The organism is Pseudomonas sp. JQ36, from assembly GCF_053851495.1.
This window is the reverse complement of record NZ_CM132642.1, coordinates 5,306,917-5,322,949: the sequence shown is the minus strand read 5'-3', so window position 1 is coordinate 5,322,949 and position 16,033 is coordinate 5,306,917. Positions and strand designations below refer to the sequence as shown.

Here is a 16,033-nt window from a genome sequence, read left to right as displayed (position 1 = left end):
GCTGCGAAGCGGCCCCAAACTCGGTCCACGCAAAACTGCGAGCGAGTGCTGCGCACTCGAGCGGGAGCAAGCTCCCTCGCCACAATGGGTGCGTGAATCATGCATAACCCCTGCGCCGTGATTCCGGTCTACAACCATGAAACCGCGATCGGCACCGTGGTCGATGCCCTGCTCGCCCGGGGCCTGCCATGCATTCTGGTGGACGACGCCAGCACCCTGTCCTGCGCGCGCGTGCTGGATGCGCTGGCCGAACGTGACAACGTGCATCTGGTGCGCCTGACCCTCAATCAGGGCAAGGGCGGCGCGGTGATGACCGGCCTGCGCGAAGCGGCGCGCCTGGGCTTCACCCATGCCCTGCAGGTTGACGCCGACGGCCAGCACGACCTGCACGACGTCGCGCGTTTCGTCGAGGAATCCCGCGCCCACCCGGACGCGATGATCTGCGGTTATCCGCTGTTCGACGAGAGCGTGCCCAAGGGCCGCTTGTACGCGCGTTATCTGACTCATGTGATGGTCTGGATCAACACACTGTCGCTGCAGATCCGCGATTCGATGTGCGGCTTTCGCGTCTACCCGCTGGCTCCGACGCTGGCGGTGATCGACTCGGCGCGGGTAGGCAAGCGTATGGATTTCGACTCCGACATCCTCGTGCGCCTGTCGTGGCGCAACCAGCCGATGCGCTGGCTGCAGACCAGCGTGCATTACCCGCTGGACGGCGTCTCGCACTTCCGTCTGCTGCACGACAACGCGCTGATTTCCAGCATGCACACCCGGTTGTTCTTCGGCATGCTGCTGCGCCTGCCGGTCATCCTCTGGCGCCGGTGGCGCACATGAGCGTCGAGACCGACAAGAAGCACTGGGCCGACCGTGAAGAACGCGGCAGCTTCCTGCTGATGAAATTCACCGCGTTCGCCGCCAAGGTGCTTGGCCGGCGTCTGCTCAGTCCGCTGCTGTACGGCATCGTCCTGTACTTCTTCCTGTTCGGCCGTACCGCGCGCAACAGTGCCTGGCAATACCAGCAACGGTTGGCCGACTGGAGCCAGCGTGCCGAATTGCGACCGAGTTACTGGCGGGTGTTTCGCCAGTTCATGGCGTTCGCCGATTCGCTGCTCGACAAGCTCGACGTGTGGAACGGCAAGCTGCGCATCGAGCAGATCGAAATCATCGACCCGGCACTGCTGCGCAATCAGTTGCGCGGCAGTCGCGGGCAACTGCTGGTCGGCGCGCACCTGGGCAACCTTGAGGTATGCCGGGCGCTGGCCGAGATCGGCGAAAAGGTCACCATGAATGTGCTGGTGCACACCAAGCACGCCGAGCAGTTCAACCGTTTGCTGGGCGAGGCCGGGGCGACCAATCTGCGCCTGATTCAGGTCAGCGAACTGGACCCGGTGATCATGCTGCAACTGCACGAACGCCTGGAGCGCGGCGAATGGCTGGCGATTGCCGGCGACCGCGTACCGTTGCATGGCGGGCGCAGCGTCAGCGTGGATTTTCTCGGCCACCCGGCAGCGTTTCCGCAAGGCCCATGGTTGCTGGCCGGCTTGCTCAAGTGCCCGGTCAATCTGCTGATGTGCCTGAAACAACCGGACGGCCACTATCGCCTGACCCTCGAACCGTTCGCCGACAGCGTGACGTGGACGCGCCGCGAGCGCGAGCAGGTCATTCATCAGTGGGCCACCCGCTATGCGCAGCGCCTGAGTCACTATTGCCTCGAAGCCCCGCACCAATGGTTCAACTTTTACCCTTTCTGGAAGACCGATGACGACGCCAACCCATGAGCCGGTAACCTTCGGCGAACGCCCTTTGCGCATCGAAGACGTGCTGGCCCTGGCCAACCGTCAGGCGCCCGTGCAGTTGCAGAGCGACGCCGCTTATCGCGAGCGTATCGCCAAAGGCGCACGGTTCCTCGATTCGCTGCTGGACAAGGAAGGCGTGATCTACGGCGTGACCACCGGTTACGGCGATTCCTGCGTGGTCGCGGTGCCGCTGCATCACGTCGAGGCACTGCCGCGTCATCTCTACACCTTCCACGGTTGCGGCCTCGGCAAGCTGCTCGACGCCCAAGCCACCCGCGCGGTGCTGGCGGCGCGTTTGCAGTCGCTGTGCCACGGCGTGTCCGGGGTGCGCATCGAACTGCTGGAGCGCCTGCACGCCTTCCTTGAACACGACATCCTGCCGCTGATTCCGGAAGAAGGTTCGGTCGGCGCCAGCGGCGATCTGACGCCGCTGTCCTACGTTGCCGCGACCCTGTCCGGCGAGCGCGAAGTGCTGTTCCGTGGCGAGCGTCGCCAGGCTGCCGACGTGCATCGCGAACTCGGCTGGACGCCATTGGTGCTGCGCCCGAAAGAAGCGCTGGCCTTGATGAACGGTACGGCGGTGATGACCGGCCTCGCCTGCCTCGCGTTCGCCCGCGCCGACTATCTGCTGCAACTGGCCACGCGCATCACCGCGCTCAACGTGGTCGCGCTGCAAGGCAACCCGGAGCACTTCGACGAGCGTCTGTTCGCCGCCAAGCCGCATCCGGGACAGATGCAGGTTGCCGCGTGGCTGCGCAAGGATCTGGCGATCGACGCGCCGACCGCGCCGCTGCATCGCCTGCAGGATCGCTACTCGCTGCGCTGCGCCCCGCACGTGCTCGGGGTGCTGGCCGACAGCCTGAACTGGCTGCGCTCATTCATCGAAACCGAACTCAACAGCGCCAACGACAACCCGATCATCGACGCCGAAGCCGAGCGCGTGCTGCACGGCGGGCACTTCTACGGCGGGCACATCGCGTTCGCCATGGACAGCCTGAAAAATCTGGTGGCCAACGTCGCCGACCTGCTCGACCGGCAGCTCGCGCTGCTGGTCGACGAGCGCTACAACCATGGCTTGCCGAGCAACCTGTCCGGCGCCCCGGCGGATCGCGCCATGATCAACCACGGCTTCAAGGCCGTGCAGATCGGCACCAGTGCCTGGACCGCCGAAGCGCTGAAAAACACCATGCCGGCCAGCGTGTTCTCACGCTCCACCGAGTGCCACAACCAGGACAAGGTGAGCATGGGCACCATCGCCGCCCGTGACGCGATCCGCGTGCTGGAGCTGACCGAACAGGTCGCCGCCGCCACGTTGCTCGCGGCCAATCAGGGCGTCTGGTTGCGCGGTCGCGATGAAGACGCACGCGCGCTGCCACCTTCGCTGGCCGCCATGCACGAAGAGCTGGCCAAGGACTTCCCGCCGGTCATCGAAGACCGTGCACTGGAAGGCGAACTGCGCCTGTGTCTGCAACGCATCGCCGAGCAACACTGGAGGCTGCATGCGTAGCGCCGGAGTGCTGCACGCCGACACGGAAATCCTCGTGCCGTTTTTCGACGTCGACACCATGCACGTGGTCTGGCACGGGCACTACGTCAAATACCTGGAAGTGGCGCGCTGCGCGCTGCTGGATCAGATCGGCCACAACTACACGCAGATGTCCGAGTCCGGTTACGCGTGGCCGATCATCGACCTGCAACTGCGTTATGTGCGGGGCGCGGTGTTCGGCCAGCGCTTGAACGTGCGCGCCAGTCTGGTGGAGTGGGAGAACCGCTTGAAGATCAATTATCTGATCACCGACCTGCAGACCGGCGAACGCCTGACCCGCGCCAGCTCGGTGCAGGTAGCGGTCGAGATCAGCAGCCGCGAGATGCAACTGGCCTCACCGAAAGTGTTCACCGATGCGGTGGAAAGGATGCTGCGATGAACCTGTTCTGCAAATGCCTTGGCGCGATGGCGCTGCTCGCCGTGTCGACGCTGGCCAACGCCTTCGACCTGCAACAGCTCAGCGAGCAACTGGCGAAACCGGAAGTGATCCACGGCCAGTTCATTCAGGAAAAACATCTGCGCGCCCTGCCCCAGCCGTTGATCAGCAAGGGCAGCTTCGTGCTGGCGAAAAATCACGGCCTGCTCTGGCTGCTCAAGAGCCCGCTGCAACAGGATTACCGCATCACCGCCAACGGCATCGCCCGTCGTGACGGCAACGCTTGGCAGTTGCTGCCGAACAAGAGCGCCGGCGCCGAACAGAACCGCTTGTTCCTCGCTGTGCTGCAAGGCGACAGCAGCGGTTTGCAGCGGGATTTCGAACTGGCCCTGAGCGGCGATGCACAGCAGTGGAAACTGACCCTGACCCCGCGCTCGGTGCTGCTCAAGCAAGTATTCAATCAGATCAATATCGACGGCGGTGCACTGGTACAGACCATCGAGCTGCTGGAAACCCAGGGCGACAGCACCGTGCTGCGCATGCAGGACAGCACTGCAAGCCAGCCATTGAGCGAAGCGGAGCAACATGACTTTGCCGAGTGAACGCAGGCTGCCGTGGCTGTTCCTGATCCTGCTGCTGGCGGTCGTCGCGCTGGCCGGGTGGCAGTGGCGCGACGGTGCGCCGCTGTCGGCCAACCTCATGGAGCTGGTGCCCGGAACCAATCCTGACGCCCTCGAACTGCGCGCCGAACAACGCATGCAGGAGCCGCTTAATCGGGAAATGCTGGTATTGGTCGGCCACGCCGATCGCCAGCAAGCGCTGGCTATGGCGCAGACTCTGGGCGAGCAATGGCAGGCCAGCGGTCTGTTCGAAAAGGTCCAGTGGAACCTGCAGGCGGATCTGCCGGCGCTGCGTACGCAACTGCTGCAAGGTCGACTGGCGATGCTCTCGGCAGATGACCGGCAACTGCTGACCGAGCATCCCGATGCGTTCATTCAGCAACGGGTGCAGGCGCTGTTCGACCCGTTCAACGGGTTCACACTGGTGCCGAGCCAGGACGACTGGCTGGGCCTGACCGGACGCATTCAGAACAGCCAGCCGAAACACGGCGCGGTGCAACTGGACATCGGCAGCGGCGCACTGGTCGCCGATGCCGACGGCAAGAGCTGGGTGCTGCTGCGCGCGCGCACCACCGGCAATGCCTTCGACATGAACCTGCCGCTGCAAGTCGCTGATCTGCTGCAGCACAGTCGCGAGCAGGCGGCGAAATCCGACGTGCAACTGTTGGCCGCCAGCGGTCTGCTCTACGCCGCCAACGGTCAGCAGCAAGCCACCCGCGAAATGACCTGGGTTGGCGGCGGCGCGACGGTCGGCATTCTGCTGTTGCTGCTGCTGGCGTTTCGTCGCTGGCGGGTACTGCTGGCGTTCGTGCCGGTGCTGGTGGGCATGCTGTTCGGCGCGGTGGCCTGCGTGGCGCTGTTCGGCCACATGCACGTGATGACCCTGGTGCTCGGTTCCAGCCTGATCGGCGTGGCGGTGGATTACCCGCTGCACTATCTGTCGAAAAGCTGGAGCCTCAAGCCGTGGCGCAGCTGGCCGGCGCTGCGCCTGACCTTGTCCGGGCTGACGCTGAGCCTGATCACCAGCGCCATCGGTTATCTTGCGCTGGCCTGGACGCCCTTCCCGGCGCTGACGCAAATCGCGGTGTTCTCCGCCGCTGGCTTGCTCGGCGCTTATTTGTCGGCGGTGTGCCTGCTGCCAGCCCTGCTGAAAAACGTTGAACTGCAACCGGCGCAATGGCCGCTGCATCTGGCCGAGCGTCTGGTGCAGCTGCGCGAAACCCTGCTCGAACACGTGCGCACCCCGGTGCTGCTGGCGCTGTTGATCGCCTTCTGCGCCGGCGGTCTGGTGCAGCTGCAAAGCAAGAACGACATCCGCCAGTGGGTCGGTGCGCCACAACGCCTGACCGATGAAGCGCAGACCATCGCGCGCATCACCGGCTATCAGCCGACCAGCCAGTTCTTCCTCGTGCGCGCCGCCAATCAGCAGCAACTGCTGGAGCGTCAGGCCGCACTGAGCGAGCGTCTGCAGCAACTGGTCAACCTCGACAAACTGCAAGGCTATCTGGCCCTCGACCAACTGCTCAGTCCGCCGAGCCAGCAACAGCAGGTTCGTGAAGCGCTGAGCAAACTGCCGCAATACTGGCAGCCATTGCTCGACCTCGGCGTACCGCTCGCGTCGTTGCAAACCGAGTTGCAGCAGCTGCAGAACCTGCCTGCCGAAGACATCGACGCCGCATTGGCCGGGCCGTTAGGCGAGCCTTACCGTACGCTGTGGCTCGGCCCGACCGATGACGGCGTGGCGGCGATGACCAGCCTGCAAGGCCTGAACAATCCGTCACTGCTGCGGGTGCAGGCCCTGGATTTGCCGGGGGTGACGCTGGTGGATCGTCTCGGCGAATTGAACAACGTATTCGCCGCGACCCAGATCAGCGCCGCCGAACTGAAACTCGCCTCCTGCGTGTTGATCGTGCTGGTGCTGATCGTGCCGTTCGGCTTCGGCGGCGCCTTGCGCATCGTCGCTCTGCCGTTACTCGCGGCGCTGTGCAGCCTGGCCAGTCTCGGTTGGCTCGGTCAGCCGCTGACCCTGTTCAGCCTGTTCGGCCTGCTGCTGGTAACGGCGATCAGCGTCGATTACGCGATCCTCATGCGTGAGCAGGTCGGCGGTGCGGCGGTCAGCTTGCTGGGCACCTTGCTGGCGGCGCTGACGACCTGGCTGTCGTTCGGTTTGCTGGCGGTGTCGAGCACGCCGGCGGTGAGCAATTTCGGCCTGTCAGTGAGCTTGGGGCTGGCCTTCAGTTTCATTCTGGCGCCGTGGGCCGGACGTCACGTCCACCGTGCCGCCGTCGCAGAGCCGGCAGCATGATGGTCGTCGGTTTCTGGCTGATGGCCCTGGCGCTGTTCGCCGTGGCGACCCGTATCGGTCGGCATTTCGGCCTGATACCGATCGTCAGCCAGTTGCTGCTGGCCAGCTTCGGGTTGCCGCTGCTGATGTATTTCTGGATCGAACCGGGCTGGCAGCTCAGCGGTGCTCAACTGATTGCACCGGGGTGGCTGAAAGACCTCTACAGCCTGAGTTTCGCGCTGTTGCTCGGGCACATTCTCAGTGATGTGATCGACCTGCGGCTGGACCGCCAGAGCGTGAAAATCGCCGTGCCGAGTTTTGCCGTGCCGTTCGCCTGCGGTCTGGCCGCCGCCTGCTGGCTGCTACCGGCGCAACCGTGGCTGAACTCGCTGGCCATTGGGCTGGTATTCGCGATCACCGCGATCCCGGTGCTGTACCTGTACCTGCGCCACATCGACTATCCGCCCGCCGCCACCCGGCGTCTGGTGCAGACCGCCATCCTCATCGACCTGACCTGCTGGACGCTGTTCGGCCTCGCTCAGGGCAGTCTGCATCTGAGCAGCCTGTTGCTGCCACTCGGCCTGGCCTGCGTGCCAGTGCTGTTGCATCTGCTGCGCGTGCGCCGACCACTGACCTACAGCCTCGGCTTCTTTGCGCTGCTGGTGTTGGCCGAGCACTACAAACTCAACGCGCTGATTTTCGGCATCGGTTATCTGCTGTGCATGGCCCTGCTGAAAGTGCCGTTGGTGCTGCCATTGCCGGCGCGATGGATGAGCCGTTTGCAGACGTGGATCGCGATCCCGCTGATCCTCACCTTCGGCATCGTCCAGATCGACGTGCACAGTGCCCTCGCCAGCCTCGGCGCAGTGCAATGGGCGGCGCTGCTGCTGTTGCCGATTGCCAGTAAACTGCTCGGCAACTGGCTGGGTCTGGGCTGGGCCGGTGCATCGTTCGAAGGCGCCAGCCGCTGGCGTGAAAGCGTGCTGCTGAACATTCGCGGCTTGAGCGAAATCGTCTTTCTCAATCTGTTGCTGCAACAACAGCTGATCAGCCCGGCGCTGTACTTCGCGCTGATGCTGATGGGCCTGATCGCGACGCTGCTGCCGGCCCTGATCGGCCTGCACCGCGCGCCCCTGAAAACCACCGCCACTGTGCCCGGGAGTTCACGTGCCAACCGTTGAAATGCAACGTCGTCAGGTAGTGATCATCGGTGCCGGCCCGTCCGGCGCCATCGCCGCCGCCCTGCTCAAGCGCAAGGGCCACGATGTGCTGGTGATCGAGCGCCAGCACTTCCCGAGGTTTTCCATTGGTGAAAGCCTGCTGAGTCACTGCCTGGACTTCGTCGAAGAAGCCGGCATGCTCGATGCCGTCAACGCCGCCGGCTTCCAGCGCAAGACCGGTGCTGCATTCGCCTGGGGCGAGCGCTACAGCGCCTTCGATTTCGGCGACACCTTCACCGCAGGTAAACCCACCACGTTCCAGGTGCAGCGCGCCGATTTCGACAAGCTGCTGGCCGATCAGGCCGAATTGCAGGGTGCCGAAATCCGCTACGGCGACGCCATCGTCCGCGTCGATTTCGACCGGGCCAAACCGCAGCTCGACGTGCTGCGCGAAGACGGCAGCGAGTACCGCGTCGAAGCGGATTTCGTGCTCGACGCCAGCGGCTACGGGCGCGTGCTGTCGCGTTTGCTCGATCTGGAAGCGCCGTCGAATTTCCCGGTGCGCCAGGCGGTGTTCACCCACGTTGAAGATCACATCGACAATCCGGCCTTCGACCGCGAGAAGATCCTCGTCACCACCCACCCCGAGCACCGCGACATCTGGTTCTGGACGATCCCGTTCAGCAACGGTCGCTGCTCGGTGGGCGTGGTGGCTGCCGCCGAACACTTCAAAGGTCGCGATAGCGATCTGGATGCCTGCCTGCGTGGTTTCATCGCCGAAACCCCGAGCCTCTCCGGTGTGTTGAACAACGCCGTGTGGGACACCCCGGCGCGCACCCTCGGTGGTTATGCGGCCAATGTGAAAACCCTGCATGGCCCGGGCTTCGCCCTGCTCGGCAATGCCGCGGAATTTCTCGACCCGGTGTTCTCTTCCGGCGTGACCATCGCCATGCGTTCGGCGAGCATGGCCGCCGCGGTCCTGCACCGGCAGTTGCAGGGCGAAACTGTCGACTGGCAGCGCGAGTTCGCCGAGCCGCTCAAACGTGGGGTCGATACCTTCCGCTGCTACGTCGAAGGCTGGTACGCCGGCACCTTCCAGGACGTGATTTTTTATCAAGACAGTCAGGCCGACATACGCCGAATGATCTGCTCGATCCTCGCCGGCTACGCCTGGGATGAACGCAACCCGTTCGTCAGCGAAGCGCGCCGCCGGTTGAAGATGATTTCCGAACTCTGTGCAAAGGACGCCCCATGAATTACTTGAGCGACAGCTACGTCGAGGAAACCCGCTTCGGTTTCTGGTTCCTGCGCAGCCACACCTGGCAGCACCATGTGTTGCGCGTGGCGATCAACGACCTGCGCGGGTTGTTCAGCGAGTCGCTGCCGGCCAATCCGGTGCTGCTGGATGCCGGCTGTGGTCAGGGCAAATCGTTCCGCCACCTGCGCCAGACCTTCGCCCCACAGCGTCTGATCGGCGTCGATGCCGATCCGCACAGCCTGCAATTGAGCGCCGAAGAAGCGGCGCGCCAGGGTTTCGATGTGGAGCTGATCGGTAGCGACTGCGCGACGCTCAATGTGGCCGATGCCAGTGTCGACCTGCTGTTCTGCCACCAGACCTTTCATCATCTGGTCGAACAGGAAAAAGCCCTCGCCGAGTTCTACCGCGTGCTCAAGCCGGGCGGTTATCTGCTGTTCGCCGAGTCCACCGAGGCCTACATTGATACTTGGGTGATCCGCTGGCTGTTCCGTCATCCGATGCATGTGCAGAAGAGCGCGGCGCAGTACCTGGAGATGATTCGCCAGCAGGGTTTCGAGTTTGGCGAGCGCAATGTCTCGTACCCGTATCTGTGGTGGAGCCGTTCGAAGGATTTCGGCTTGCTGGAACGGTTTGGATTGCGCCGGCCGAAGCCGTTTGGCGAGCGTGAGGAGACCTTGGTGAATGTCGTCGCGCGAAAACCATTGGCAGGGGCTTGCTGATGCAACACTTAACCTGTGGGAGCGGGCTTGCTCGCGAAAGCGCTGGGTCAGCTTGCATTGATGTCGGATGTGCCGACGCCTTCGCGAGCAAGCCCGCTCCCACAGGGGTTGTGGTGTGGCTGGTATTGTTGCTAACGGCCCTGTTGAGTGGTTGCGCCAGCCAGGCGCCGTTGCCAGCGGGCAACCCGACATTGCCGCTGCCGATGCAACTGCACATCGAACGCCAACAAGCCGATCAGCGTCAGGACTGGCTGTTGGTGATCCAGCGCGAAGGCCCCGGCATCCGCTGGTCGATGATGGATCCGCTGGGCATCCCCCAGGCGCGTCAGCAACTGATCGACGGTCGCTGGCAGGCCGACGGGCTGCTGCCGCCCAACCCGGAAGCCCGGGAGCTGTTCGCCGCGTTGCTGTTCGCCCTGACCCCGTCCGGCGAGCTGGCGCGCAATTATCCCGCCGCGCAGCAGCAGGGCGAGCAACGCACGCTGGCGCCGCGCTGGACGATCCGTTATGCACAACCGTTGAGTTTCCAATTGAATCTGCCCCAAGGCCCGCACTATCGGGTTTCTCCTCTCGGTGAACCGACGCCATGACTGCCTACCTCAATGCCCTCGGCGTGATCTGCGCACTGGGCCGCGACAAGCAACAGGTCGCGCACAACCTGTTTGCCGGTGACTGCTCGGGCATGCGCCGCGAGTCCGGCTGGGTGGCCGGGCGTGAGTTGCCGGTGGCGGCGGTGCATGGTGAGCTGACGGCGATTCCGGCCGAACTGGCCGACCAGAGCAGCCGCAACAATCAACTGCTGCTGGAAGCCGCGCTGCAGATTCGCGAGGACATCGACCGGGCGATCCAGACCTATGGCCGCGAGCGCATCGGCGTGGTGCTCGGCACCAGTACTTCGGGGATCGACGAAGCCAGCCGCGGGTTGGCGCATTATCTCCGTGAGCAGCAGTTCCCTGGCGAGTACGACTATCGGCAACAGGAACTCGGCGCCCCGGCGAATTTTCTCGCCGACTGGCTGCAACTCAGCGGCCCGGCCTACGTGATTTCCACCGCCTGCACGTCCAGTGCGCGGGCGTTGATGAGCGCGCAGCGCCTGCTCGATCTGGGCCTGTGCGACGCGGTGCTGTGCGGCGGGGTCGACAGCCTGTGCAAACTCACGCTCAACGGTTTCAGTTCACTGGAAGCGGTGTCTGACCAGCGCTGCAATCCGTTCTCGGCCAACCGCAACGGCATCAACATCGGCGAAGCGGCGGTGCTGTTCCTGATGAGCAAGCAACGCAGCGACGGCCCGGCCATTGCCCTGCTCGGCAGCGGCGCCAGCTCCGACGCGCACCACATTTCCGCGCCAGAACCGAGCGGCCGCGGCGCCCTGCAAGCGATGCAGAAAGCCTTGCACCGCGCGCAGCTGCAAGCCGGTCAAATCAACTACCTGAACCTGCACGGCACGGCGACCCAGCACAACGATGCGATGGAAAGTCTGGCGGTTGCCACGCTGTTTCCTGAAGGCGTGGCCTGCTCGTCGACCAAGCCGATGACCGGCCACACCCTCGGCGCTGCCGGCGCCCTCGAAGCGGCGTTCTGCTGGCTGAGCCTGAGCGCCGACAACCCGCAGCACGCCTTGCCGCCACACGTCTGGGACGCCCGGCCCGACCCCGACTTGCCGGCGCTGAAGTGGGTGACCGCGAGCGAACGCCTGGCGTCCATTGCACCCCGCTACCTGATGAGCAACTCGTTTGCTTTCGGCGGCAACAACGTCAGCCTGATTATCGGAGACGCCCCATGAACGACTGGCCGCTCGCCGAACTGCTGCCCCACGCTGGCGACATGATTCTGCTCGACCGCATCCTCAGTTTCGACGAAGAGCAGATCCACACCCGCCTCACGGTCAAGCCCGACGGTTTGTTCAGCCTGCCCGACGGCAGCCTGCCAGCGTGGGTTGGCGTTGAGCTGATGGCGCAAAGCGTCGCCGCGTTTGCCGGTTGCCATGCACGGCGGAAGGGCAACCCGGTGGAGTTGGGGTTCCTGCTCGGCACGCGCAAATTCGAGTGCAACGTAGAGGCCTTCCCGGCTGGCAGCGAACTGACCATCCACGGCATCCGTTCGCTGGAAGACGACAACGGCATGGGTGTTTTCGAATGCCACATCCACGGGCCTGACATACAAGCCAGCGCACGCTTGAACGTGTTCCGCCCGCCGCAGCCCAGCCAATACCTTGAACAAAACAGAGAGTCGAACGATGACTGAATCCGTACTGGTCACCGGCTCCAGCCGTGGCATCGGCCGCGCCATTGCCTTGCGTCTGGCGCAGGCCGGGCATGACATCGTCCTGCACTGCCGCAGCGGCGTGGCTGAAGCCCAGGCCGTGAAAGCCGAAGTCGAAGCGTTGGGCCGCAGCGCGCGCATCCTGCAATTCGACGTCGCCGACCGCGAAGCCTGCAAAACCATTCTCGAAGCCGACGTCGAAACCCACGGCGCCTATTACGGCGTGGTACTCAACGCCGGCCTGACCCGCGATGGCGCTTTTCCGGCGCTGAGCGATGACGATTGGGACGTGGTGTTGCGCACCAATCTCGACGGTTTCTACAACGTCCTGCACCCGGTGATGATGCCGATGATCCGTCGTCGCGCCTCCGGTCGGATCGTCTGCATCACCTCGGTGTCGGGTTTGATCGGCAACCGTGGCCAGGTCAACTACAGCGCCTCCAAGGCCGGGGTGATCGGTGCGGCGAAAGCGTTGGCGATTGAACTGGGCAAGCGCAAAATCACGGTTAACTGCGTCGCGCCGGGCCTGATCGACACGGCGATGCTCGACGAAAACGTGCCGGTGGAAGAGCTGATGAAAATGATCCCCGCACAACGCATGGGCACCCCGGAAGAGGTCGCCGCTGCGGTGAATTTCCTGATGTCGGCGGAAGCCTCGTACATCACCCGCCAGGTTCTGGCGGTCAACGGAGGCTTGTGCTGATGAAGCGCGTCGTCGTCACCGGCATGGCCGGCATCACCTCGCTGGGCAGCGACTGGCAGACCATCGCCGGCAACTTCGCGGCCAACCGCAGCGGCATCCGCCGGATGGACGAGTGGGACCGCTTCAGCGAACTCAACACCCGTCTGGCCGGGCCGATCGATGATTTTGTCGTGCCGGCGCACTGGACCCGCAAACAACTGCGCAGCATGGGCCGGGTGTCACGGCTGGCGGTGGGCGCGGCGGAACAGGCACTGGCCGACGCCGGCCTGCTCGGTGACGAATCGATCAAGGACGGACGCATGGGTGTGGCCTGCGGCTCATCCACCGGCAGCACCGACGAGATCAAGGCGTTCGGCAATATGCTGCTCAATTCGGTGGCCGAGGGCCTCAACGCCAACTCCTACGTGCGGATGATGCCGCACACCACCGCGGCCAACATCAGCATCTTCTTCGGCCTCACCGGGCGGCTGATCCCGACGTCCAGCGCCTGCACCAGCGGCAGTCAGGGTATCGGCTACGCGTATGAAGCGATCAAGTTCGGACGGCTGCCGCTGATGCTCGCCGGCGGTGCCGAAGAGCTGTGCCCGACCGAAGCCATGGTCTTCGACGCGCTCTACGCCACCAGCCTGAAAAACGATGCACCGCAGACCAGCCCACGCCCGTACGACAAGGGCCGCGACGGTCTGGTGATCGGCGAAGGCGGCGGCATGCTGGTGCTCGAAGAGCTGGAGCATGCGCTGGCTCGCGGTGCGCGGATCCACGCCGAGATCGTCGGTTTCGGCAGCAACGCCGACGGCCAGCACACTACCCGCCCCGAGCAGGTCACCATGCGCCGTGCAATGGAACTGGCGCTGGAAGACGCCGGGCTGACGCCGGACGCCATCGGTTACGTCAATGGTCACGGTACCGCTACAGAACAGGGCGACATTGCCGAAACACTGGCGACCAGCAGCCTTTTCGGCGAACACATGCCGATCAGCTCGCAGAAGAGTTTCCTCGGCCACACGCTGGGGGCCTGCGGCGCGCTGGAGTCGTGGTTCAGCATCGAAATGCTCAATCGCGACCTGTACGTGCACACGCTCAACCTCGACGAGGTCGATCCGCACTGCGGCAAGCTCGATTACCTGCGCGGCGAATTCCGCCAGATGCATCACGAATACGTGATGAACAACAATTTCGCTTTTGGTGGCGTCAACACCTCGTTGATTTTCCGCCGCTGGCACTGACCGCAACACGTTTGGAGTGAAGGGAATGACTCAGTTTCACCGCATCGCCGCCCTGCTGGCCCTGGCCTTTGTGCTCGGCGGTTGCACCAGCAAACCGGTTTACAACGCCAAGGAAGAATTCTCGCCCAACCTCGGCTTCACCCAGGCGCAGATGAGCCGCGCCATCGTCACCGCACTCAATGATCGCCAGTGGGTGGTGCAGTCGGTGCGACCGGGCATGATCAAAGCGGCGATTACCGTACGCGGCCGTCATCACGCCGAAGTCGACATCCCGTTCAGCCCGACCTCGTTTGAAATCGACTACCGCAGCAGCTACGGCCTCGACGCCAAGGACGGCAAGATCCACGGCAACTACAACCGCTGGGTCAACCGCCTGCGCGACAACGTGCTCAAGGAACTGTCGATCAACCCGGACATCGAGTTCGTCAACGACCTGGGCATCGTCAAGCAAGGCGCCGACGAGCCGACTTACCTGAGCTTTCGCGAGGGCGTCAAACGCGCCACCGACGCCGGCCTGCTGGACGGCAGCGTGAAGTTCTACCTGGCCGGCGAAACCCTGCCAAAACAGGTGCGCAAACTCGACACCGTGAGCAGCAGCCGCAAAACCAACGGCTCGAACAAATCCGACACCGACGCCTGCTTCTGGGCCCTGCAATCGGCCCTCGCGACCCTGCAGAACGCCGCGAAAAAAGCCGACGCCAACGCGGTGATCAACATCGCCAGCGTCGACCAGCGCGACCTGTACAAAGACACCGAGAAATTCCAGTGCCGTGCGGGCCTGGTGGTGTCGAGCGTGGCGTTGCGCGGAGACCTTGCGCACGTGGATTGATTGAACTGTAGAAACGACAAAGGGCGCCCTGCGGCGCCCTTTGCTGTTCTGTTCAGCTCAAGTGCTGGCATGTAACTTCAAGCCCAACGCCTTTACCACTTTCAGAATCGTTCCAAACTCAGGATTTCCTTCACCTGACAGTGCACGGTAGAGACTTTCTCGAGACAGCCCGGCGTCACGTGCGACTTGGGTCATTCCTCGCGCTCTCGCAATGGTGCCCAGTGCCTTGGCGATAAAGGCAGGATCATCTCCAGCCTCCTCCATGCAGGCATCCAAATAATTGGCCATGTCCTCTTCTGTCTTGAGGTACTCGGCTGAGTCCCAACGAGTGAATTGTTCGGTCATGGGTTTTGCTCCTGCCAAGACTCCGCGATGAGCTTGGCTTGCTTGATATCTCGGGGTTGGCTGCTCTTGTCTCCACCACAAAGGAGGATGACCACTTGCCGACCTTGTTGCATGAAATAGACTCGATATCCGGGGCCATAGTCAATTCTGACTTCGCTGAGCCCCTCACCGACGGCTTTGACATCACCAAAATTCCCATCGGCCATACGATCAATGCGCACCTGAATACGCATCCTGGCGCGGCTGTCAGCCAGCTTCAAAAGCCAGCAGGAGAATGTTGAACTTCGAATAATCTCGGGCATGCTCGGAAGTGTAGCCCTTGAGCTACACATGTTCCAGATGGTTTTTTCTGCACCGACGTACGGTGTCTACACTCGTTAAATCGTTGAATGCTGACTCGCAAAGTCAAGGAGATGACCATGCAAGTGAAAGCCCTGATCGCCGCCGCACTCCTCGGGCTATTGCCCATCGCCAGCCACGCCACCAACCTGATGTACATGCCGTTCGAAACCGTGCTCTCGGATGCGATCCGCGCCGGGCGGCTGGATGGCAGTGTGAAGTTCTATCTGATCGGCAATGGGCCGCAGGGCACGCAGCGCTTGTTGCGCCGGGATGTGGTCAGTGATCTGAAGACCAACGGCTTCAACAAGAGTGATCACGATTCCTGCGAGTGGGTGCTGCAGTCGAACCTGATCAAGTTGCAGGCCGATGCCAAACGGGTCGGGGCGAATGCGGTGGTCAACATCGTCAGTTATTACGACCAGCATGTGCGCAAGGATTTGAATACCTATGAGTGCCGTGCGGGGGTGTTTGTGACGCGGGTGGCGTTGAAGGGGGATCTGGTGCGGTTGCCCTGAGAGGTGTGGTGTTTGGGCGGGCGCCTTTGCGAGCAAGCCCGCTCCCACAGGG

18 protein-coding genes are annotated in these 16,033 nt (G+C 63.4%); 16 read left to right on the top strand and 2 right to left on the bottom strand.

What is annotated here, in order from left to right:
- The first annotated feature begins 99 nt into the window (after positions 1–99).
- The 15 genes from ACS4NR_RS24055 to ACS4NR_RS23985 are packed head-to-tail and all read left to right on the top strand — an operon-like array spanning position 100 to position 14,779.
- Positions 100–834: a glycosyltransferase family 2 protein gene (locus ACS4NR_RS24055; RefSeq protein ID WP_456018506.1), complete on the top strand. Its 735-nt coding sequence runs from the start codon at positions 100–102 to the stop codon at positions 832–834.
- On the top strand, positions 831–1,778 hold the full coding sequence (locus tag ACS4NR_RS24050) for an LpxL/LpxP family acyltransferase (protein ID WP_166495971.1): 948 nt from the start codon (positions 831–833) through the stop codon (positions 1,776–1,778). The genes ACS4NR_RS24055 and ACS4NR_RS24050 overlap by 4 nt, the downstream gene beginning before the upstream one ends.
- Positions 1,759–3,303: an HAL/PAL/TAL family ammonia-lyase gene (locus tag ACS4NR_RS24045; RefSeq protein WP_135294798.1), complete on the top strand. Its 1,545-nt coding sequence runs from the start codon at positions 1,759–1,761 to the stop codon at positions 3,301–3,303. The genes ACS4NR_RS24050 and ACS4NR_RS24045 overlap by 20 nt, the downstream gene beginning before the upstream one ends.
- A complete protein-coding gene (locus ACS4NR_RS24040) occupies positions 3,296–3,721 on the top strand; it encodes an acyl-CoA thioesterase (RefSeq protein ID WP_027611337.1) in 426 nt (141 codons plus the stop codon). Before ACS4NR_RS24045 ends, ACS4NR_RS24040 begins: the two co-directional genes overlap by 8 nt.
- Positions 3,718–4,320 carry an outer membrane lipoprotein carrier protein LolA gene (locus tag ACS4NR_RS24035; RefSeq protein ID WP_456018505.1) on the top strand — a complete coding sequence of 201 codons (603 nt, stop codon included), beginning with the start codon at positions 3,718–3,720 and terminating at the stop codon, positions 4,318–4,320. Before ACS4NR_RS24040 ends, ACS4NR_RS24035 begins: the two co-directional genes overlap by 4 nt.
- The gene (locus tag ACS4NR_RS24030) at positions 4,304–6,643 is read left to right on the top strand and encodes an MMPL family transporter (RefSeq protein ID WP_456018504.1); all 2,340 of its coding nucleotides are present in this window, start codon (positions 4,304–4,306) and stop codon (positions 6,641–6,643) included. The genes ACS4NR_RS24035 and ACS4NR_RS24030 overlap by 17 nt, the downstream gene beginning before the upstream one ends.
- Positions 6,640–7,803, top strand: a complete 1,164-nt coding sequence (locus tag ACS4NR_RS24025; RefSeq protein WP_456018503.1) for a sodium:proton antiporter — start codon at positions 6,640–6,642, stop codon at positions 7,801–7,803. The genes ACS4NR_RS24030 and ACS4NR_RS24025 overlap by 4 nt, the downstream gene beginning before the upstream one ends.
- The gene (locus ACS4NR_RS24020; RefSeq protein WP_456018502.1) at positions 7,790–9,037 is read left to right on the top strand and encodes an NAD(P)/FAD-dependent oxidoreductase; all 1,248 of its coding nucleotides are present in this window, start codon (positions 7,790–7,792) and stop codon (positions 9,035–9,037) included. The genes ACS4NR_RS24025 and ACS4NR_RS24020 overlap by 14 nt, the downstream gene beginning before the upstream one ends.
- On the top strand, positions 9,034–9,759 hold the full coding sequence (locus ACS4NR_RS24015; RefSeq protein ID WP_166495965.1) for a class I SAM-dependent methyltransferase: 726 nt from the start codon (positions 9,034–9,036) through the stop codon (positions 9,757–9,759). The genes ACS4NR_RS24020 and ACS4NR_RS24015 overlap by 4 nt, the downstream gene beginning before the upstream one ends.
- Entirely contained in the window at positions 9,759–10,349 is a 591-nt protein-coding gene (locus ACS4NR_RS24010; protein ID WP_456018501.1) for a hypothetical protein, read from the top strand. Before ACS4NR_RS24015 ends, ACS4NR_RS24010 begins: the two co-directional genes overlap by 1 nt.
- Complete coding sequence (locus ACS4NR_RS24005; RefSeq protein ID WP_456018500.1) at positions 10,346–11,542, top strand: beta-ketoacyl-[acyl-carrier-protein] synthase family protein; 1,197 nt, start codon at positions 10,346–10,348, stop codon at positions 11,540–11,542. The genes ACS4NR_RS24010 and ACS4NR_RS24005 overlap by 4 nt, the downstream gene beginning before the upstream one ends.
- On the top strand, positions 11,539–12,003 hold the full coding sequence (locus tag ACS4NR_RS24000; RefSeq protein WP_456018499.1) for a hotdog family protein: 465 nt from the start codon (positions 11,539–11,541) through the stop codon (positions 12,001–12,003). The genes ACS4NR_RS24005 and ACS4NR_RS24000 overlap by 4 nt, the downstream gene beginning before the upstream one ends.
- Positions 11,996–12,724, top strand: coding sequence for a 3-oxoacyl-ACP reductase FabG (gene fabG, locus ACS4NR_RS23995; protein WP_456018498.1), 729 nt, complete (start codon positions 11,996–11,998; stop codon positions 12,722–12,724). Before ACS4NR_RS24000 ends, fabG begins: the two co-directional genes overlap by 8 nt.
- Positions 12,724–13,950 carry a beta-ketoacyl-ACP synthase gene (locus tag ACS4NR_RS23990; protein WP_443531775.1) on the top strand — a complete coding sequence of 409 codons (1,227 nt, stop codon included), beginning with the start codon at positions 12,724–12,726 and terminating at the stop codon, positions 13,948–13,950. The genes fabG and ACS4NR_RS23990 overlap by 1 nt, the downstream gene beginning before the upstream one ends.
- Before the next feature lie 25 nt (positions 13,951–13,975).
- Positions 13,976–14,779 carry a hypothetical protein gene (locus tag ACS4NR_RS23985; protein ID WP_166495959.1) on the top strand — a complete coding sequence of 268 codons (804 nt, stop codon included), beginning with the start codon at positions 13,976–13,978 and terminating at the stop codon, positions 14,777–14,779.
- A 57-nt stretch (positions 14,780–14,836) separates the two neighbouring features.
- Here ACS4NR_RS23985 and ACS4NR_RS23980 read toward each other — a convergent pair whose 3' ends face one another.
- Positions 14,837–15,124 (bottom strand): addiction module antidote protein, encoded by a 288-nt coding sequence (locus ACS4NR_RS23980; RefSeq protein ID WP_007943750.1) that lies wholly within the window; start codon positions 15,122–15,124, stop codon positions 14,837–14,839.
- The gene (locus ACS4NR_RS23975; RefSeq protein ID WP_456018497.1) at positions 15,121–15,426 is read right to left on the bottom strand and encodes a type II toxin-antitoxin system RelE/ParE family toxin; all 306 of its coding nucleotides are present in this window, start codon (positions 15,424–15,426) and stop codon (positions 15,121–15,123) included. The genes ACS4NR_RS23980 and ACS4NR_RS23975 overlap by 4 nt, the downstream gene beginning before the upstream one ends.
- A 117-nt stretch (positions 15,427–15,543) precedes the next feature.
- Here ACS4NR_RS23975 and ACS4NR_RS23970 point away from each other — a divergent pair, with 117 nt between their 5' ends.
- Positions 15,544–15,981 carry an excinuclease gene (locus ACS4NR_RS23970; protein WP_150369485.1) on the top strand — a complete coding sequence of 146 codons (438 nt, stop codon included), beginning with the start codon at positions 15,544–15,546 and terminating at the stop codon, positions 15,979–15,981.
- The last annotated feature ends 52 nt before the right edge of the window (positions 15,982–16,033 follow it).